This is a genomic window from Brevundimonas sp., assembly GCF_046295775.1.
GTDB lineage: Bacteria > Pseudomonadota > Alphaproteobacteria > Caulobacterales > Caulobacteraceae > Brevundimonas.
The window spans coordinates 17,014-36,632 of the sequence record NZ_JBKBML010000024.1; the positions used below are offsets into that span (position 1 = coordinate 17,014).

18 protein-coding genes are annotated in these 19,619 nt (G+C 66.8%); all 18 read left to right on the forward strand.

The features are described from left to right. Nucleotides 1-377 precede the first annotated feature (377 nt). Nucleotides 378-3,842 carry a DNA polymerase III subunit alpha gene (gene dnaE, locus ACK4I0_RS12060; RefSeq protein ID WP_409611321.1) on the forward strand — a complete coding sequence of 1,155 codons (3,465 nt, stop codon included), beginning with the start codon at nt 378-380 and terminating at the stop codon, nt 3,840-3,842. After that, nucleotides 3,842-4,309: a DUF3224 domain-containing protein gene (locus tag ACK4I0_RS12065; protein WP_409611285.1), complete on the forward strand. Its 468-nt coding sequence runs from the start codon at nt 3,842-3,844 to the stop codon at nt 4,307-4,309. The genes dnaE and ACK4I0_RS12065 overlap by 1 nt, the downstream gene beginning before the upstream one ends. 181 nt (nt 4,310-4,490) lie before the next feature. After that, nucleotides 4,491-5,399, forward strand: coding sequence for a 30S ribosomal protein S2 (rpsB, locus tag ACK4I0_RS12070; protein ID WP_409611287.1), 909 nt, complete (start codon nt 4,491-4,493; stop codon nt 5,397-5,399). Between the two features lie 104 nt (nt 5,400-5,503). After that, nucleotides 5,504-6,445, forward strand: coding sequence for a translation elongation factor Ts (gene tsf / locus ACK4I0_RS12075; RefSeq protein WP_409611289.1), 942 nt, complete (start codon nt 5,504-5,506; stop codon nt 6,443-6,445). A 129-nt stretch (nt 6,446-6,574) separates the two neighbouring features. Beyond that, on the forward strand, nt 6,575-7,315 hold the full coding sequence (pyrH, locus tag ACK4I0_RS12080) for a UMP kinase (protein WP_409611291.1): 741 nt from the start codon (nt 6,575-6,577) through the stop codon (nt 7,313-7,315). A 30-nt stretch (nt 7,316-7,345) separates the two neighbouring features. After that, nucleotides 7,346-7,903: a ribosome recycling factor gene (gene frr, locus ACK4I0_RS12085; RefSeq protein ID WP_409611293.1), complete on the forward strand. Its 558-nt coding sequence runs from the start codon at nt 7,346-7,348 to the stop codon at nt 7,901-7,903. Between the two features lie 37 nt (nt 7,904-7,940). Further along, nucleotides 7,941-8,660 carry a polyprenyl diphosphate synthase gene (gene uppS, locus ACK4I0_RS12090; protein WP_409611295.1) on the forward strand — a complete coding sequence of 240 codons (720 nt, stop codon included), beginning with the start codon at nt 7,941-7,943 and terminating at the stop codon, nt 8,658-8,660. Further along, entirely contained in the window at nt 8,660-9,478 is an 819-nt protein-coding gene (locus ACK4I0_RS12095) for a phosphatidate cytidylyltransferase (RefSeq protein ID WP_409611297.1), read from the forward strand. Before uppS ends, ACK4I0_RS12095 begins: the two co-directional genes overlap by 1 nt. Further along, on the forward strand, nt 9,475-10,668 hold the full coding sequence (gene dxr / locus ACK4I0_RS12100) for a 1-deoxy-D-xylulose-5-phosphate reductoisomerase (protein WP_409611299.1): 1,194 nt from the start codon (nt 9,475-9,477) through the stop codon (nt 10,666-10,668). The genes ACK4I0_RS12095 and dxr overlap by 4 nt, the downstream gene beginning before the upstream one ends. A 24-nt stretch (nt 10,669-10,692) precedes the next feature. Next, on the forward strand, nt 10,693-11,910 hold the full coding sequence (locus ACK4I0_RS12105; RefSeq protein ID WP_409611301.1) for a M50 family metallopeptidase: 1,218 nt from the start codon (nt 10,693-10,695) through the stop codon (nt 11,908-11,910). Between the two features lie 29 nt (nt 11,911-11,939). Then, a complete protein-coding gene (gene bamA / locus ACK4I0_RS12110; RefSeq protein WP_409611303.1) occupies nt 11,940-14,360 on the forward strand; it encodes an outer membrane protein assembly factor BamA in 2,421 nt (806 codons plus the stop codon). Nucleotides 14,361-14,390: 30 nt separating this feature from the next. Further along, nucleotides 14,391-14,987, forward strand: a complete 597-nt coding sequence (locus ACK4I0_RS12115; protein ID WP_409611305.1) for an OmpH family outer membrane protein — start codon at nt 14,391-14,393, stop codon at nt 14,985-14,987. Nucleotides 14,988-14,989: 2 nt separating this feature from the next. After that, on the forward strand, nt 14,990-16,009 hold the full coding sequence (gene lpxD, locus ACK4I0_RS12120) for a UDP-3-O-(3-hydroxymyristoyl)glucosamine N-acyltransferase (RefSeq protein WP_409611307.1): 1,020 nt from the start codon (nt 14,990-14,992) through the stop codon (nt 16,007-16,009). Further along, on the forward strand, nt 16,006-16,470 hold the full coding sequence (gene fabZ, locus ACK4I0_RS12125) for a 3-hydroxyacyl-ACP dehydratase FabZ (RefSeq protein ID WP_135063164.1): 465 nt from the start codon (nt 16,006-16,008) through the stop codon (nt 16,468-16,470). Before lpxD ends, fabZ begins: the two co-directional genes overlap by 4 nt. Beyond that, on the forward strand, nt 16,470-17,258 hold the full coding sequence (lpxA, locus tag ACK4I0_RS12130; RefSeq protein WP_409611309.1) for an acyl-ACP--UDP-N-acetylglucosamine O-acyltransferase: 789 nt from the start codon (nt 16,470-16,472) through the stop codon (nt 17,256-17,258). Before fabZ ends, lpxA begins: the two co-directional genes overlap by 1 nt. Beyond that, a complete protein-coding gene (gene lpxI, locus ACK4I0_RS12135) occupies nt 17,255-18,091 on the forward strand; it encodes a UDP-2,3-diacylglucosamine diphosphatase (RefSeq protein ID WP_409611311.1) in 837 nt (278 codons plus the stop codon). The genes lpxA and lpxI overlap by 4 nt, the downstream gene beginning before the upstream one ends. Beyond that, complete coding sequence (gene lpxB, locus ACK4I0_RS12140) at nt 18,088-19,257, forward strand: lipid-A-disaccharide synthase (protein WP_409611313.1); 1,170 nt, start codon at nt 18,088-18,090, stop codon at nt 19,255-19,257. Before lpxI ends, lpxB begins: the two co-directional genes overlap by 4 nt. Next, nucleotides 19,254-19,619 (forward strand): hypothetical protein (locus ACK4I0_RS12145; protein WP_409611315.1); only part of this gene is annotated, 366 nt, incomplete at its 3' end. The genes lpxB and ACK4I0_RS12145, both read left to right, overlap by 4 nt.

Sequence of the window (19,619 nt, forward strand, 5' to 3'; positions counted from 1 at the left end):
GCCAGAATCGGGGGCCTGGATCCGTATCAGGCCGTAGATCGCAAGGGCGTAGCCGAGGCCCATGGCCACGGCGGCCGACAGAACGCGCCGGCGAGAAGGTTCAGGCTGAGGCTCCGGCGCGGGGCTGAGGCGAGGACCGTCCAAGGGCATAAGCATCTGCTTCCCACGGATTCGCCGCTTCAGCCAGTCAGCTTGACGAAAACAAAAAGGGAACATAGAACATTACCAGAACAGGAAATCTGGGGATGCCGTCATGTCTCGGTGGGTGAAGGATATGCTGTCGCTTGCGTCGTGCGGCGGCTTCGTCTGGATGGTGTGGCAGGCCGCGTTCCTGATCGGGTGAGTCGGTCATGGGCCTGTTCAAGGAGACGCAGGCCATTTCCACGCCCGAGGCAGAACGGTTCGTCCACCTGAGGGTGCGCAGCGCCTATTCGCTGCTGGAAGGCGCGATCAAGGCGGGTAAGATCGGGCGCATGGCGGCGGACGCCGGGATGCCTGCGGTCGGGGTCGCGGACCGGGCCAATTTGTTCGGCGCACTGGAGTTCAGTCAGGCCACGCGCGATGCGGGCGTTCAGCCCATCGTGGCGTGCGCCCTGCCGGTCACGGGCATCGGCGGTCGGATGGTCGAGCGTTGGGCGCGGACGCCGACCGTCGTGTTGATCGCGCAAAACGAGACCGGCTGGCTGAACCTGTGCGCCCTTTCTTCGGCGGCCTATCTGGACGCGGGCGAAATGGCCGAGCCCGGCGTGGACTGGGGACTGGTCGCCGAGCGCTCCGAGGGGCTGATCCTGCTGTCCGGCGGTCCCGACGGGCCGGTCGATCCCTTGTTCGCGCAGAAGAAGGCCAAGGACGGGGCGCAAGCCCTGGCCGAAATGAAACGGGTCTTCGGCGATCGCTTCTATGTCGAACTGCAGCGTCACGGGCTGCCTCGCGAAGCGGCCGCCGAGAGCGGGCTGTTCGCCTGGGCCTATGAGACCGACACGCCCCTGGTGGCGACCAACGACGTCTATTACGCCAAGGCGGCGCAGGCGAAGTCGCATGACGCCCTGCTGTGCATCGCCGACGGCGCCTTCACCGGCCAGGAGGACCGCCGCCGGATCACCGGCGAGCACTGGTTCAAATCGGCCCAGGCCATGCGCGAGCTGTTCGCCGACCTGCCCGAGGCCTGCGACAACACCATCGAGATCGCCCGCCGCTGCGCCTTTCTGGTGCAGACCCGCGCGCCCATTCTGCCGCGCTTCGACACGGGCGCAGGGCGCTCGGAGGCCGACGAACTGGCGCACCAGGCCCGCGAGGGTCTGAAGGTCCGGCTGAAACAGGTCGAGGCCGCCGCGCCGGAGGCCGACTACTGGGCCCGGCTGGACTGGGAAGTCGGCATCATCCAGCAGATGGGCTTTCCCGGCTATTTCCTGATCGTGTCGGACTTCATCAAATGGGCGAAGTCGCACGGCATTCCGGTCGGGCCGGGGCGGGGGTCGGGCGCGGGCTCGCTGGTGGCCTGGTCGCTGACCATCACCGACCTGGACCCCTTGCGGTTCGGCCTGCTGTTCGAGCGGTTCCTGAACCCTGAGCGGGTCTCCATGCCCGACTTCGACATCGACTTCTGCCAGGAGCGGCGCGAAGAGGTGATCGACTATGTTCAGGATCACTATGGTTCGGACCGCGTCGCCCAGATCATCACCTTCGGCACGCTGCAGGCGCGGGCGGTGCTGCGCGACGTGGGCCGAGTGCTACAGATGCCGCTGGGCCAGGTCGACCGGCTCTGCAAGATGGTGCCGAACAACCCGGCCAATCCCGTCACCCTGGCCCAGGCTATCGAGCTAGAGCCGCGGCTGAAGGAGGCGCGCGACAGCGAGGCCTCGGTCAAGGCGCTGCTGGAGACGGCGCTGGAGTTGGAGGGTCTGTACCGCAACGCCTCGACCCACGCGGCGGGCATCGTCATCGGCGACCGTCCACTGACCGAGCTGGTGCCGCTGTACCAGGATCCGCGCTCCACCATCCCCGCCAGCCAGTTCAACATGAAGTGGGTCGAACCCGCCGGTCTGGTGAAGTTCGACTTCCTGGGTCTGAAGACGCTGACAGTGTTGGACCGGGCGCGCGGCTATCTGGAGCGGCGTGGCGCGGCCCCGGACTGGAACCTGCTGCCGCTGGATGATGCTCCGACCTATGAGCTGATGGCGTCAGGCCAGACGGTCGGGGTGTTCCAGCTGGAATCCCAGGGCATGCGCGACACGCTGCGCAAGATGCGCTGCGGCTCCATCGAGGAGATCACCGCCCTAATCTCGCTGTATCGGCCTGGGCCGATGGAGATGATCGACACCTATATCGACCGCAAATTCGGTCGGGCCGAGGTCGACTATCTGCATCCCACCCTGACCGAGGTGCTGACCGAGACCTACGGCGTCATCATCTACCAGGAGCAGGTGATGAAGATCGCCCAGATCCTGGCCGGATACAGCCTGGGCGAGGCCGACCTGCTGCGTCGCGCCATGGGCAAGAAAAAGAAGGAGGAAATGGACGTTCAGCGGGCGCGCTTCATCAAGGGCGCCTCCGAGAAGGGCGTGCCGGAAGCGCAGTCTGGCGGCATCTTCGACCTGGTGGCCAAGTTCGCCGGCTACGGCTTCAACAAGTCGCACGCCGCCGCCTATGCGCTGATCAGCTTCCAGACCGGCTGGCTGAAGGCCAATCACGCGGTCGAGTTCTTCGCCGCCTCCATGTCGCTGGACCTGTCGAACACCGACAAGCTGGCGGTCTTCTATCAGGACTGCCGCCGCTTCGAGGTGCCGGTGCTGGCGCCCGACATCAACCGCTCCTCGGCCGACTTCGATGTGGCCTATGAGGACGGGCAGGGGGCGGTGCTCTATGCGCTGGGCGCGATCCGCAACGTGGGCCTGGAGGCCATGAAGCACGTGGTGGAGGTGCGCCAGACGGGCGGGCCGTTCGCCGACATCTTCGACTTCCTGGAGCGGGTCGATCCGCGCGCCGTCAACAAGCGCGCGCTGGAGGGCCTGGCCAAGGCCGGCGCCTTCGACCGCCTGCATCCGAACCGCCGCCAGCTGTTCGAACAGGCCGATGTGCTGATGGCCTATTGCCAGAGCGTGGCGGCCGAGCGCGCCTCCAGCCAGGTCAGCCTGTTTGGCGCCGACCAGGCCCACGCCGCACGCCCGCGCCTGAAGAGCGTCGAGCCGTGGGCCGGGCCGGATCAACTGGATCATGAACTGGCCGCCGTCGGCTTCTATCTGTCGGGCCACCCGCTGGAGGAGCTGACTCCGGCGCTGAAGCGCAAGCGCGTGACTTTCGTGGCCGAGGCGCAGGGCCTGGCCGAGGCGGGACATGAGGCCTTCCAGATGGCGGGCGTTGTGCGGCGCCGCCAGGAACGCGCCAGCGCCAAGACCGGCGAGAAGTTCGCCTTCGTTACCTTCTCGGACCCGACCGGCGAGTTCGAATGCCTGTTCCCGCCCGAGCAGTTGCGTCGTTGCCGCGAGATCCTGGAGGTGGGTTCGGCGGTTCTGGTGCGGGTGCGGGCCAAGTCGTCGGACGGCGAAGTCCGCTTCTTCGGCGACGACGCCAGCCGCATGGACACGCTTCTGGACGACGCCCAGATCGGGCTGCGGGTGCTGCTTTCGGCGCCGTCTGCCGATGCGGAGGCGCTGAAGGCGCGGCTGGATCGCGCCCGGTCGCAAGGGAAGGGCGGGGAGGTCTGGCTTCAGACGACGCTGCAGACGGCCGACGCCGGTCGGCAGGAGGTGGAGATCAAGCTGCCCGGCCGTTATAGGCTGGATGCGGCGCTGCGCGGGGCGCTCAAGTCGGCGCCCGGCGTGATCATGCTGGAGGACGCCTGATGGCCGCCTCTGCGATCGGGGCGGGCCTGCTCGCCCTGGCTGTCTTCGCCTCACCACAGGAGCCGACCGTGCAGCACGCTCGCGGGACTTTCACCGTCGTCATCACACCTGAAGAAGAGGGCGGTCCAGCCGGCCCCGGCCGCATGCGTCTGGAAAAGATTTTCCAAGGCGATGTTCAAGCCACAGGGGTCGGCCAGATGCTGGCGACCCTGCAGGGACAGTCCGGCGCCTATGTCGCCATGGAGCGTGTGGAAGGCACGGTGAACGGGCGCGCCGGCGGCTTCGCCCTGGTGCACCGCGGGCTGATGGACGAGGGGCGGCAGGATCTTACAATCGCGGTTGTTCCGGGTTCCGGATCGGGCGAGCTTGCTGGAATCATCGGCGTGTTTCACCTGACCATCGAAGGCGGCGAGCATCGCTATGATCTGGAGTACCGGCTGCCGGAGGCGGCGGCGGACGCGCCGTAGCCGGCCTCGTGCGGATCACAGACCGGCTTGCCTTTTCCGGCCCTTGGGCGTAGAGGGCGCGGGCATTTCGCAACGCGGGTGAGGCGCGGTTCGGGGAGACATCCCGGTCCGCACCATTCCGAGGGCCCTGTCGGGCTTCAATCCCCCGCGCCACGTCGATCGGAAAAAGGACAAGACGATCATGGCTCTGCCTGAATTCTCGATGCGCACCCTGCTGGAAGCGGGCGCCCACTTCGGCCACCAGACGCACCGCTGGAACCCGAAGATGGACCGCTACATCTTCGGTTCGCGCTCGAACATCCACATCATCGACCTGTCGCAGACCCTGCCGCTGATGCATCAGGCGCTGGTCGCCGTGCGCGACGTCGCGGCCAAGGGCGGCCGCGTGCTGTTCGTCGGCACCAAGCGTCAGGCCTCGGACCCGGTGGCCGAAGCCGCCAAGCGCTGCGCGCAGTACTACATGAACAACCGCTGGCTGGGCGGCACGCTGACCAACTGGCGCACCGTCTCGGGCTCGATCCAGCGCCTGCGTGAACTGGACGGCATCCTGGAGTCTGGCGAAGGCCGGAACAAGAAGGAGCTGCTGACCCTGCAGCGCGAGAAGGACAAGCTGGAGCTGTCGCTGGGCGGCATCAAGGACATGGGCGGCATCCCCGACATCATGTTCGTGATCGACACCAACAAGGAAGCGATCGCGATCCAGGAAGCCCGCAAGCTGAACATCCCGATCATCGCGATCCTGGACACCAACTCGGACCCCGACGGCATTACCTATCCGGTGCCGGGCAACGACGACGCCGCGCGCGCCATCCAGACCTACTGCGACCTGGTCGCCGACGCCGTCCTGGACGGTCTGGCCGCCGGCCAGTCGGCCTCGGGCGTGGACCTGGGCGCTTCGGAAGCTCCGGTCGAGCCGATGCTGCGCGAAGCCTCGGCCTCCAAGGCTGAAGCCGAAGCCGCCCCGGCCGGAACCGAAGGCGCCGCCGCCGAGCTGGAAGCCGCTGCTGAGCCGGCCGTCGCCGACGACGCCGCCAAGGAAGCGACTTCGGACGCCAACGACGCCGTTGAAACCGAGAAGGCCGCGGTCTGACGATCGCACCACGGTCTTCGCCCGAAGGCCGCGGGTCCAACTGACACACGGCCGGGCTAAATCAGCCCGGCCGTTCCCGCATTGAAGACACTAGGAGACTGAACATGGCCGAGATCACCGCCGCCCTCGTGAAAGAGCTGCGCGAACGCTCCGGCGTCGGCATGATGGACTGCAAGAAGGCGCTGCAGGAGAACGACGGCGACATCAACGCCGCCATCGACTGGCTGCGCGCCAAGGGTCTGTCCAAGGCCGCCAAGAAGGCCGACCGCGTCGCCGCTGAAGGTCTGGTCGCCGTGGCTTCCAAGGAAGTCGGCGCCGGCGAAGTGGGCGCCGCCATCGAGTTCAACGCCGAAACCGACTTCGTGGCCCGCAACGAGCTGTTCCAGAACGCCGCCAAGACGTTCGCCCAGCTGGGCCTGGAGCACGCTTCGGTCGAGTCGCTGCACGGTGCCGAGCTGGAAGCGGGCAAGACGGTTCAGGACGAAGTGACCAACCTGATCGCCACCGTCGGCGAGAACATGCAGCTGCGTCGCGCCGCCCGCCTGTCGGTCGATGAAGGCGTCGTCGCCTCCTACGTCCACAACGCGGTGTCACCGGGCGTCGGCCGCATCGGCGTGCTGGTCGCCCTGCACGGCGCCGGCGACAAGGACAAGCTGCGCGAGCTGGGCCGCAAGATCGCCATGCACGTCGCCGCCACCGCTCCTCTGTCGCTGAACACCGACGACCTGGACCCGGCCGCCATCGAGAAGGAACGTCAGGTCCTGACCGAAAAGGCCAAGGAAGAAGGCCGTCCGGAAAACATGATCGCCAAGATCGTGGAAGGCCAGATCAACAAGTTCCAGAAGGACGTGGTGCTGACCAAGCAGCCGTTCGTAATGGACCCGGACGTGACCGTCGAGCAGCTGGTCGCCAACACCGGCAAGGAACTGGGCAACCCCGGCCTGCACCTGGGCGGCTTCGTCCGTCTGGCGCTGGGCGAGGGCGTCGAGAAGGTCGAAGGACCGGACTTCGCTTCTGAAGTCGCCTCCATGATGGGCGGCCAGTAAGACGTCAGCCGCGCCCCTCGGGGCCGGATAAATCAGCCTTGGGGCGCGTCAGGCTTTGAAGCCGGGCGCGCCCTTCGTCTATAAGGGGCGACCCGAGTCAACGCCGCCGCCTTCACGGATCCCCTACGCATGCCCGACGCCAGCCCCGAGTTTCGCTACAAACGCGTCCTGCTGAAGGTGTCCGGCGAGGTGCTGATGGGCGACCAGGCCTACGGCATCGACATGAAGACGGTCGACACCGTCGCCCAGGCCGTGGCCCAGGTCGCCAGCGAAGGCGTCGAAATCTGCCTGGTCATCGGCGGGGGCAACATCTTCCGCGGCCTGTCCAAGGCCGCCGAGGGCATGGACCGCGCCACCGCCGACTACATGGGCATGTTGGCCACCATCATGAACGCCCTGGCGATGCAGGGCGCGCTCGAGAAGATCGGGGTCGACACCCGCGTGCAGAGCGCCATTCCCATGGCCGCCATCGCCGAGCCCTACATCCGTCGCCGCGCGCTGCGTCATCTGGAAAAGGGACGGGTGGTCATCTTCGCCGCCGGCGTGGGCGCGCCCTTCTTCACCACCGATTCCGGCGCCGCGCTGCGGGCCGCGGAAATGGGCTGCGACGCCCTGCTGAAGGGCACCAGCGTGGACGGCGTCTACACCGCCGACCCCAAGAAAGACCCCGAGGCGACGCGCTATGAGACGCTGAGCTATCGCGATGTGCTGGCCAAGGATCTGCGCGTCATGGACGCCTCGGCCATCGCCTTGATGCGAGACAGCGGCATACCGATCGTGGTCTTCTCGATCCGTGAGGAAGACTCGCTGCGCAAGACGTTGACGGGCAAGGGTACCTACACCGTCATCCGGGCCGACAAGGCCGCCTGAACCCCACAAGAAACGACCGGGAGCCCAACCATGGCCAAGCCTGATCTGAAGACTTATCGCGACCGCATGGACAAGGCGGTGACCGCGCTGAAGGAGGAGTTCTCCGGCCTGCGCACCGGCCGCGCCAACGCCGGCCTGCTGGAGCCCGTGCGCGTCGAGGCCTATGGCTCGACCTCGCCGTTGACCGCGGTGGCCGCCATCAGCGTGCCCGAGCCGCGCATGATCACCGTCAGCGTCTGGGACAAAGGCATGGTCGTGTCGGTCGAAAAGGCCATCCGCCAAGCTGACCTGGGCCTGAATCCCATCGTCGACGGCCAGACCCTGCGCATCCCCGTGCCGCCCCTGACCGAGGAGCGCCGCAAGGATCTGGTCAAGCTGGCCGGCAAATACTCCGAGCAGCAGAAGATCGCCGTGCGCAACGTGCGCCGTGACGCTAACGACGACCTGAAGAAGGCCGAAAAGGGCGGCGACATCAGCCAGGATGAGCAGAAGAAGATGGAGACCGAGGTCCAGAAGGACACCGACGCCGCCATCAAGCGCATCGACGAGGCCTTGAAGACCAAGGAAGTGGAGATCATGCAGGTCTGAGACGGCCTGCTCTTCAGCTCATGGAACCTTTCACGACATGACGGTCGAAACCGCCGCGCCGCTTCATGTCGCTTTGATCATGGACGGCAATGGCCGCTGGGCCAGCCAGCGCGGGCTGCCTCGCGCGGCGGGCCATCGCGCGGGTGTTCAGGCGCTGAAGCGCACGGTGGAGGGCGCGGCGGATTGCGGGGTCGGCTGTCTGACGGTCTTCGGCTTCTCGACCGAGAACTGGCGCAGGCCCGCAGAGGAGGTGTCTGACCTCATGGGCCTTGTGCGGTCCTATGTTGTCAGCGACCTGAAACGGCTGACCAAGGCTGGCGTGAGGCTAAAGGTGCTGGGGCGCCGTCAGGGACTGCCGGCCGATATCGCCGACATCATCCGCCGGGCCGAGGCTGACACGGCGCACAATGACCGTTTCCTGCTGCAGGTGGCCTTTAACTACGGGGCCCAGGCGGACATCGCGGACGCCGCTCGCACCCTTGCCGAGGCAGGCCGTCCCATAGACGAGAACGCATTGTCTCAGGCCCTGTCTACCGGCGAAGGACCGCCCGTGGATGTGATCGTGCGCACATCGGGTGAGCGCCGGTTGTCGAACTTCCTGCTGTGGGAGGCGGCCTATGCGGAGCTCGTGTTTCAGGATGTCCTGTGGCCCGACTATGGGCCAGAGCCTTTGAGGCGTGCGGTGGAGGAATTCCGCGCGCGCGATCGCCGCTACGGCGGCTTGCCGGACACGCCCGCCACGCGTGTCGCCGTCTGATGGCGCTCAAGGTTCGCGAAATGGGCCTGAGGGCCGCCTCGGCCATCGTGCTGGCGCCGCTGGCGGTCTTCGCGGTCTGGCTGGGCGGCGTCTGGATCACCGCAGTGATGATGGCGGCCTGCGTGCTGCTGGCCATGGAATGGTCGCGCATGAGCGCGCGCGAGGGCTGGAAACCGATCTTCGGCGCGGTGGGCCTGGCGCTGCTGGCGGCGGTGGCGGTGACCCATGCGACAGGCCTGTCGGCGGGTCTGGTGCTGATGGTGTTCGGCGCGGCGCTGGCCGGCATCTTCGCGCGCAGCCGCGGCCTGTCGATGACGGACGCGGCCTATGGCGTGCTCTACATCGGCTGGCCGGCCGTGCTGTTCATCTGGCTGAGAGACGGAAACTCGGCCGCCGGCTTCTACTGGGTGACCCTGACCTTCGCAGTCACCTGGTCGGCGGACATCGTCGCGTTTCTTGTCGGATCGACCGTGGGCGGGCCCAAGCTGTGGCCGCGCTATTCCCCCAACAAGACCTGGTCGGGCTTCCTCGGCGGTCTAGCAGCCGGGACCGTGGCGGGCGCCGCCATGTCGATGCTGCCGGGCGCGGGCGCGCCGAGCCTGTGGTGGAGCGCCTTGCTGGGCCTGGCGGCGGCGGCGGCGGCGATGGCGGGCGACCTGTGGGAATCTGCGCTCAAGCGCCGGTTCGGCGTCAAGGATGCCGGCGCCATTATTCCCGGACACGGCGGCCTGCTGGACCGGGTCGACGGCCTGATGTTCGCCATTGTGGTGGTCGCGGCCGGCCGGGCCCTGTTCCTGCATTTCGGGGGCGTGGCGTGATCCGGCGGCGTATCACTGTGCTCGGCTCGACCGGATCGGTCGGCTGTTCGACGCTGGACCTCATGGCCGAGGCCGAAAAGGGCGGCGCCGAGTTTCAGGTAGAGGCGCTGACGGGCGGCGCCAACATCCCAGTCCTGATCGAACAGGCGCGCCGCTGGCGGCCGCGCGTGGCGGTGACGGCCGATCCGAACCGTTTGGCGGAACTACGCGACGGTCTGGCGGGCACGGGCGTCGAGGTGGCGGCCGGCGACGCGGCCGTGGTCGAGGCGGCGACACGGCCGGCGGACTGGGTCATGGCCTCCATCGTGGGTTCGGCGGGACTGCGCTCGGCCTGGGCGGCGGCCGGGACCGGGGCGACCCTGGCGCTGGCGAACAAGGAAAGCCTGGTGTGCTGCGGCCCGGCCCTGATCGCGCGTGTGGCTCAGGCCGGTGGACGGCTGATCCCCGTGGATTCCGAACATTCCGCGATCTTCCAGGTCTTTCCCGCTGGTCAGCCTGAACAGGTGGCCCGACTGGTTCTGACAGCTTCGGGCGGGCCTTTCCGTCGCGCGTCTCTGGACGAAATGGCGCGGGTGACGCCCGAACAGGCGGTGGCCCATCCCAACTGGAGCATGGGCGCCAAGATCTCGGTCGACAGCGCCACCATGGCCAACAAGGGCCTGGAGATGATCGAGGCCGCCTATCTGTTCGACCAGCCGGCCGACAAGATCGACGTGGTGGTCCATCCGGAATCGATTATTCACAGCTTGGTCGAGATGGTCGATGGCTCGACGCTCGCTCAGCTAGGGCCGCCGGACATGAAGACGCCGATCGCCTGCGCCTTGGCCTGGCCCGAGCGCGTGGCGTGGGATGCGCCCCGGCTGGATCTGGCGCAGCTAGGGAAGCTGACCTTCGAGGCCCCGGACGAGACGCGGTTTCCCGCCCTGTTCCTGGCCCGTCAGGCCCTGCGCGCAGGCGGGGAAGCCCCGGCGGTGTTCAACGCCGCCAACGAGGTGGCCGCCTTGGCCTTTTTGGGCCGGCGGTTGGCCTTTCTCAATATTGCCGCAGTCGTCGCCGAAACCCTTGAGCGTGCGACAAGCGCGGGGGCGGCCGGCGAGGCCGGGCAAGGTTGCGAGGCGGCTCTGGCCGTCGACGCCAAAACCCGCCGGATCGCTGAAGCGGTCGTGCAGTCGCTGGCCGAAGCGGCCTGAGGCGAGGGGAGAGCTTAAAGCATCATGTTGGGCGCGCTTGGCCAGGTCGTCATGTACCTCGTGCCGTTTCTGCTTGTGCTGACGGTCGTGGTCACCATCCACGAGCTGGGCCACTTCCTGACCGGGCGGCTGTTCGGGGTGAAGATGGACCGCTTCTCCATCGGCTTCGGTCCGACGCTGCTCAGCCGCACCGACAAGCGGGGCGTGGAATGGCGGCTCGCGGCGCTGCCGCTGGGCGGCTATGTGCGGTTCGCGGGCGATCTGGACGCCACCGGCGTGCCGGATCGCAAGGGGCTCGACGCGCTGAAGGCCCGCATCCAGGCTGACGAAGGCCCGGGCGCCGAGCGCGACTATCTGTATTTCAAGCCGGTGTGGCAGCGAGCTCTGATCGTGGCGGCCGGGCCCGTCGCCAACTTCATTCTGGCCATCCTGCTGTTCACCATCCTGTTTTCGGCTGTCGGAGTGCAATTGCGGCCGCCGCGGGTGGCGGATGTCGCGGTGGAATCCCCGGCTGCGGCCGCCGGTTTCCAGCGCGGCGATCTGATCACCCAGATCAACGGCCGCGCGGTCGAGGACGGACGCGATGTCATTCGCATCGTCTCCCTGTCCAGCGGCGATCCGGTGCGCTTCGTCGTCGAGCGCGGCGATCAGCAGGTGCAGCTGGTCGCCACGCCGGTTCGCGAGGTCACCCAGGACCCGATCGCCGGGCGTGTCTCGATCGGCCGCATCGGTCTGGGCCTGGCCTCGGCGCGGGACGAGATACGTCACGTGCGCTACGGCGTCGTGGAATCGGTGGGGCAGGGCGTGCGCCAGACCGGGGAGGTCCTGTCCACCACCCTGACCTATCTGGGCCGCATCTTCACCGGCCGTGAAAACGGGGATCAACTGAGCGGGCCGATCGGCATCGCCAAGGCCTCGGGCGCCCTGACCAACGCTGCGGTTCAGGCCAATCCAGACCCGACGGCCATGGCGATGAACCTGCTCCTGACGCTGACGAGCTTCGCCGCCATACTTTCGATCGGAATCGGCTTTCTAAACCTGCTACCTATTCCGGTTCTGGATGGCGGTCATCTGGTATTCTACGCCTATGAGGCCGTGACCCGGCAGCCTCTACCGGCCGGAATCCAGGAGGCCGGTTTCCGGGTCGGTCTTGCCTTGCTGGCCTGTTTCATGTTGTTCGCGACATGGAACGACCTGCAGAAGCTGAATCTGTTCCAATTCCTCGGCGGGCTCGTCAGTTGAGCCGACGCCAGCCCCCGATGGTTTCCCGAATGATGAACATCCGACAGTGCGCCTCCTTCCGTCCAGGCGCGGCCTCCAGCATTCTGGCGCTCGTGCTCGCCGCCGGCCTTGGCACGCCCGCGCTGGCTCAGGCTGTTCCGCCCGCGCAAACGCAGGCCGAGCCGCCGGCGCCCGCAATCCAGCCTGAGCAGTTCCAGGCCGATGAGCGCGCCGTAGTGAATCGCATCCTGGTGCAGGGCGCGCAGCGAATCGACCAGACCACCATCCTGTCCTATCTGCCGATCCAGCCGGGCGACACGGTCGATCCCGTGGTTCTGGACGTGGCGCTGCGCACCCTGTCGCGCACCCAGCTGTTCTCGAACGTCCAACTGGGCGTGCAGCCCAATGGCGATCTGATCGTGCAGGTGGTCGAGAACCCGATCATCAATCAGGTGGTGTTCGAGGGGAACCGCGCGGTCCGCGAGGACAAGCTGCGTGAGGAAGTCACCATTTCGCCGCGCGGCATCTACACCCGCGCCCGTGTCCAGGAGGACGTCGGCAAGATCATCGAGCTTTATCGTCTGTCGGGCCGGATCGGCGCGCGGGTGACGCCCAAGCTCGTCCAGCTTGAGCAGAACCGCGTCGACGTGATCTTCGAGATCGACGAGGGCCCCGAGACCGGGATCAGCGACATTATCTTCCAGGGCAACAGCGCGTTCTCGGACAGCGAGCTGCGCGAGGTCATGGTCACCAAGCAGTCGCGCTTCTGGCGCCTGTTCAGCCGTAACGACAACTACGACCCCAACCGACTGGATTACGACCGCGACCAGTTGCGCACCTTCTACACCAACAGGGGCTATTACGACTTCCGGGTCGTCTCCTCGGTCGCGGAACTTGCGCCGAACGACGAGAACTTCACTGTCACCCTGACCGTGGACGAGGGCGATCGCTACAACTTCGGCGAGATCAAGGTGGTCACCGAAAGCGACCGCCTGAATGCGGACTTCCTGCAGCGCCTTCTGCCAATCCGTCAGGGACAGCTGTACGAAAGCGATCGCATCGAGCAAGCGGTGGATGCCCTAACCTTCGCGACGGGTTCGGCGGGCTACGCCTTCGTCGAGATCAACCCGACCTACCGCGCCAATCCCGACACCGACACGGTTGATGTGACTTTCAACATCTCAGAGGGTCAGCGGGTTTACGTTGATCGCATCAATGTGGTGGGCAACACCCGCACCATTGATCCGGTCATTCGTCGCGAACTGATGCTGACGGAAGGCGACGCCTTCAATCGCGCCCTGATGGAGCGGTCGCGCAACAATCTGCGGGCTCTGGGCTTCTTCGGCAACGTCACCATCGAGGAAACCCGCGGCTCGGCGCCGGATCGTTCGACATTGAATGTCACGGTCGAGGAGCAGCCCACCGGGGAGTTGTCGGTCGGCGCCGGCTTCAGCTCAGTGGACTCCTTCGTCGTCAACCTGGGCATTTCGGAGCGAAACTTCCGTGGTCGTGGGCAGAACGTGGTGGCCCGGGTGGAATGGGGCTCGCTGCGACAGCAGATCGATTTCCGTTTCACCGAGCCGAAGTTCCTGGGCCGCGACCTGCGGGCAGGTTTCGACCTGTTCCACTCACGCTATAATTTCCAGACGGAATCCTCGTTCGACTATCGCTCGACCGGTGGCGGCCTGCGCCTAACCTTCCCGCTTAACGGCTACACCTGGCTGAGCACCCGCTACTTCCTGCGCAATGATGAGGTGGTGGTCCCGCAAGGCTATTGCGACACCGGCGGTTTCGGCTCGCGGGCGCTTTGCGAGCAGGTTGGATCGGCGATCAACTCCTCGGCCGGCTACACTCTTAACGTCAGCCGCCTGAATGATCCGATCCGCCCGACACGGGGCTGGTCCGGCTCGCTACGCCAGGATTTCGCCGGCATTGGCGGCGATGTGAACTTCATCAAGACCGAGGTCGACGCCGCCTGGTATTGGGGCTTCACGCCCAGCTGGGTGGTCAGCCTGCAAGGCTCGACGGGCTATGTTTCCGGCTGGGGCGGAGATCCTGTCCGCATCAACGATCGCTTCTTCAAGGGCGGGAACAGCTTCCGTGGGTTCGAGAACGCCGGCATGGGACCGCGAGACATTCGAACCAACGACTCTTTGGGCGGCAACTTCTACGCCATCGGCACGGTCGAACTGACTGTGCCGAACGGCCTGCCCGAGGAGTATGGGATCCGCACGTCGCTGTTCGCCGATGTCGGCACGCTCGGCGTTCTGGACGATCGCTACACCCTGACCGCCGCCGGCGTTCGAGACACCAATATCGTTGATGATCTGGCGCTGCGGGCGGCCGCGGGCCTCAGCCTTCACTGGCGTTCGCCGATGGGGCCGATCCGCTTCGATTTCTCCAAAATTCTGTCCAGGGAAGACTACGACCGCACCGAAGGCTTCCGCTTCTCGACGTCCACCCAGTTCTAAGCGCGGCATGGCCGCAACAGAGGTAACACAATGAAGTTCATCGCTTTCAGCGTCGCCGCCCTTGCCCTGATGACCGCCACGGGGGCCCAGGCCCAACAGGCGCAAACCACTGGTCTCACCAATCCCGGCCCGGTGATCCCTGGCGTCTGCGCCTTTTACAACGAGCGCATGCTTGCCCAATCGACCGTCGGCCAGGCCGTAAACACCCGCATGCAGCAACTGGCCCAGGAAGTTCAGGCAGAGCTGTCGCCTTACGCCACCACTATTCAAAATGAAGCCCAGCAGCTGCAATCCGCAGGCGCCACCATGCCGGCTGAGCAGATGAACACCCGCCGTCAGCAACTGCAGCAGCGCGTCAACGAAGCGGAGCAACTGCAGCAGACGCGAGAAAACGAACTGCGCTACACCCTGGCCGAACAACGTCGGCTGATTTCCAACGCGGTCGAGCCCATCCTGATTCAAGTTTATCAGGAGCGCGGCTGCGGCGTGCTGCTGGACCGCGAAAGCGTCTTCATTCTCAACCCGCAAATGGAAATCACCGACACGGTGATCGAACGCCTGAACGCGCAACTGCCGACGCTGAGCTTCAACCGTCTGCAGGTCCCGGCGCAAGCTCAGCAGCAGTAAGCGTGCCTGATCCCCGCTTCTTCGAAACCCGGCCGGCGCTGAGCGTCGGTCAGATCGCCGAGCATATCGGCGAAACGGCGACGAGGGGCGGGGAACGGCTGATAAGACAGGTCGCGCCCTTGTCCCAGGCGGACGAGGGCGCGATTGCGTTTCTGGGTGACCGCAAGCACGTCGCCGCCTTGGCGAACACCGGCGCGGGCTGCGTGATCTTGCATCCTGACATGGCTGACCAGGCGCCTGCGGGTGCATCGGTCATCGTGTCCAGAGAACCCCAGGCCGCCTGGGCGCGGGCCTCGGCGCTTCTGCATGGCGCGATAGAGCTGGAGGCCGGGATCGCGCCTTCCGAGGCTGCTGAGGACGACAGTGTTCTGATCGCGCCGGGCGTGGTTCTGGGCGCGGGCGTCCGCATCGGGCGCGGCACGCGGATCGGCGCCAACACCGTGATCGGGCCCGGCGTCCAGATCGGCCGCAACTGCTGGATCGGCGCCAATGTCTCCGTCGGCTTCGCCCTGATCGGCGACCGGGTGAAGCTGCTGTCAGGCGCACGCATCGGCGAACAGGGCTTCGGCGCGGCGGTGTCGCGCAGCGGGCCGATCGATATTCCGCAGCTGGGCCGAGTGATCCTGCAGGACGGAGTGACGGTCGGAGCCAACAGCTGCATCGACCGCGGGGCCTATGACGACACGGTCATCGGCGAGAACACCAAGATCGATAACCTGGTGATGATCGGCCACAACTGCGTCATCGGCCGCAACAATCTGATGGCGGCGCACACCGGTATTTCGGGCTCTGTGACGACGGGCGACAACGTCCTGTTCGGCGGTCGGGCGGGCGTGGGCGACCACATCACCATCGGCGAGGGCGCGCGCGTCGCGGCTGGCGGCGGTGTTCTGGCCGACATTCCGCCGGGCGAGACCTGGTCGGGCTATCCCGCCAAGCCCATCCGTCAGTCCTTGCGCGAGGCCGTCTGGCTGGCCAAACAGGTCGGTCAGAGGAAGCCGCCCAGGGAATCAGCCGGATGAGCGAAGAGGCCAAGATCGACTACGCCGAGGTGATGCGGCGACTGCCGCACCGCTATCCGTTTCTGCTGGTCGACAAGGCCGAGAACTTCGTGGCGGCGACCTCGATCACCGGCATCAAGAACGTCAGCCACAACGAGCCCTTCTTCCCCGGCCACTTTCCCATCGATCCGGTCATGCCCGGCGTGCTGATCGTCGAGGCCATGGCCCAGACCGGCGCGCTGCTGATGTCCAAGTCGATGGACGTGGCCGTGGCGGACAAGGTCATCATGTTCATGTCGATCGACGGCGTGCGGTTCCGCAAGCCGGCGAGGCCCGGCGATCAATTGCGCATGGAGGTCAAGGTGATCCGCGCGCGCGGCGACGCCTACAAGTTCCGGGGCGAGACCTTCATCGACGGCAAGCTGGCGGCCGAGGCCGAGTTCATGGCCATGGTCGTAACCGTGGATCAGCCGGCGAGCTGATGGCCGTTCATCCCACAGCCCAGGTGGACGCCTCGACGGAGTTGGCGGCAGGCGTCGAGGTCGGCCCGTGGTGCGTTGTCGGGCCTGGCGTCGTGCTGGCCGAGGGCGTGCGTCTGGCCAGCCATGTGGTGATCCAGCAGGACACGACCGTCGGGGCCGGGACCACCATCCATCCCTTCGCCGTCATCGGCGGCGACCCGCAGCACAACGGCTACAAGGGCGAGCCCGTCCGGCTGGAGATCGGGTCGAACAACCTGATCCGGGAGCACTGCACCTTCAACCGGGGCACGCCGCAGGGGACGGGGGTCACCGTGGTGGGCTCCAGCAACCTGTTCATGACCGGCGCGCACGTGGGCCACGACTGCGTGGTGGGCGACAACGTCGTCATGGCCAACAACGCCACGCTCGGCGGCCACGCCTGGATCGGCGACCGGGTGTTTTTGGGCGGCCTGTGCGCGGTTCATCAGAACGGCCGGGTGGGGCAGGGCGCCATCATCGGCGGACTGGCCGCGGTGACCCGCGATGTGATCCCCTATGGCTCGGCCTGGGGCAACCACGCACGACTGCGCGGGCTGAACTTGATCGGGCTGAAACGCAAGGGTTACGACAAGGCCCAGATCCGGCGACTGCTGGCCGCCTATCGCGAGCTCTTCGAGGGCGAGGGCGAGTTCGCCGGGCGTCTGGCGGCGACGCAGAGCCAGTATGGCGACCTGGCTGAAATCGCGGAGATTGTCGATTTCATCCGCGCGGGCGGCAAGCGGCCGCTGTGCCTCCCGAACGCCGAATGAGCGCGCCCAAACTGGGGCTGATCGCCGGCGGCGGCGGGCTGCCCTTGGCGGTGGCCCATCGCTGTGAGGCCGAGGGTCGGGCCTTCTACATCGTGCGGCTGGACGGGTTCGCCGATCCGCACCTAGCGCGCTGGCCGGGCGACGATTTCGGCATGGCCCAGATCGGCGCGATCCTGAAGGCGCTGAAGGCCCAGGGCTGCGGTGCGGTCTGCCTGGCCGGCATCGTCAGCCGCCCCGATTTCAAGACGCTGAAGCCTGATTTCAAGGGCGCGACCCTTCTGCCCGGCATCGTCAAGGCGGCGACTCAGGGCGACGACGCCCTGCTGCGCAAGATTCTGTCGGTCTTCGAGGCCGAGGGATTCGGGGTCGAAGGCGCCGACGACATACTGGGCGGCGACCTCCTTCCGGCTGGCGCGCTCGGCGGCGTCACGCCCGCGCCCTCCCAGATAGAAGACCTGAAGAAAGCGATCCACGTCGCTGAAAAGTCGGGTGAACTGGATATCGGACAGGGCGCCGTCGTGTGCGACGGTCTGGTGCTGGCCGTCGAGGCGCAGGAGGGCACCGACGCCATGCTGGGCCGTGTCGCCGGCCTGCCTGCCGACTTGCGCGGGTCCGAGACCGACCGCAAGGGCGCCTTGGCCAAGGCTCCCAAGCCGATCCAGGATCTGCGCGTCGACATGCCGGTCATCGGACCGCGCACGATCGAGCTGGCGGCTGCAGCCGGACTGGCCGGCGTGGCCGGAGTGGCCGGGCGGCTGATTCTGATCGACCGCGTGGGGGTTATCGAGGCAGCTGACCGGTTGGGCCTGTTCGTCTGGGGCGAAACCCGGTGACACCACCGCTCAAGATCATGCTGGTGGCCGCCGAGGCGTCAGGCGACGCCCTGGGCGCAGGTCTGGCGCGGGCGCTGAAAGCCCGGCTGGGCGACGGCGTGACCTTTGTGGGCGTGGGCGGGCCGAAGATGGCGGCCGAGGGCGTCATCAGCCCCTTCGACATCGCCGAACTGTCCATCATGGGCTGGGTCGAGGGCCTGCGCGCCTACGGCCTAGTCAAGAAGCGCGTCGCCCAGACGGCGGCGCTGGCGGCGCGCGAGCAACCCGACGCCGTGGTGCTGATCGACAGCTGGGGGTTCACCATCCGAGTGGCCAAGGCTGTTCGCGCCGCAGCGCCTGATACGCCCTTGATCAAATACGTCGGTCCCCAGGTCTGGGCTTCGCGGCCGGGGCGAGCCAAGACCTTAGCCGGCGCGGTCGATCATCTCCTGGCCCTCTACGCCTTCGACGCGCCGTGGTTCGAGAAGGCGGGGCTGTCGACCACGGTTGTAGGCTCATCGGCTCTTCATGTGGACATGAGCAACGCGGATGGCGGCGCTTTCCGAGCCCGGCGCGGGATCGGACCGACCGCGCCTCTTCTTCTGGTTCTGCCTGGCAGTCGGCCCAGCGAGATCAATCGGATGACGCCTGTTTACGAGGCCACGGTTCAGCAACTGAAGGCGCAGGTTCCGGGCCTTGAGGTTGCGGTGATCGCGGCCGGGACCGTGGCGGAGGACGTGCGCGGCCGCGTGGCGGCCTGGCCCTTCCGCGTGCACCTTGTTGAAGAGGCCGAGAAGTACGACGCCATGCGCGCCGCCACCGTCGCCTTGGCCACCAGCGGCACGGTCTCGACCGAACTGGCTCTCGCGGGCGCGCCCATGGTCATCGCCTACAGGATTGACGGCCTCAGCTACGCGCTGATGAAGCGGCTGGTGACGGCCAAGTACGTGACCCTGTTCAACATCGCCGCCGACCGCCGGATCGCGCCCGAGTTCATCCAGCACGAGGCGACGCCCGACGCGCTGGCTCAGGCTGTCGGCCGCCTGCTCACCGATCCTGACGCCGCCGCGGCACAGGCGCGTGAGCAGACCGACGCCCTGGCCCTGATGGGCGGCGAAGGTGAAGACCCATCCGGGCTGGCGGCCGAGGCCGTGCTGAAGGTCATTTCTGAACGGAAGACGTCATGACGGACGATGTGGACGACCTGGAAATGGACGGCGGCGGCTATGACGTCGACGACTGGTCGCGGCTCAAGCCGTTCACCGATCGGGTGGCGACCCTGGACGATGTCCAGGCCGGCCTGGCGGTCTTCGCGCTAGGCGACACCGATGACGCCCGGATCATCGACATGCATCTGCCGCAGCCCCTGATCTGGTGGGAGGACGACGGTGAACAGGCGGCGGTCGCGGTCCAGGCCGAAAGCCACCTGGGTCCGGACGGCGAGAGCATGGAGGTGCTCGGCCTCATCCTGCCGGACGGCGGCTCGGCCGTGGCGCTGATCGACGACGTGGATCTGGTGGACGACACCGACCCCGCCTGGCGCGATCTG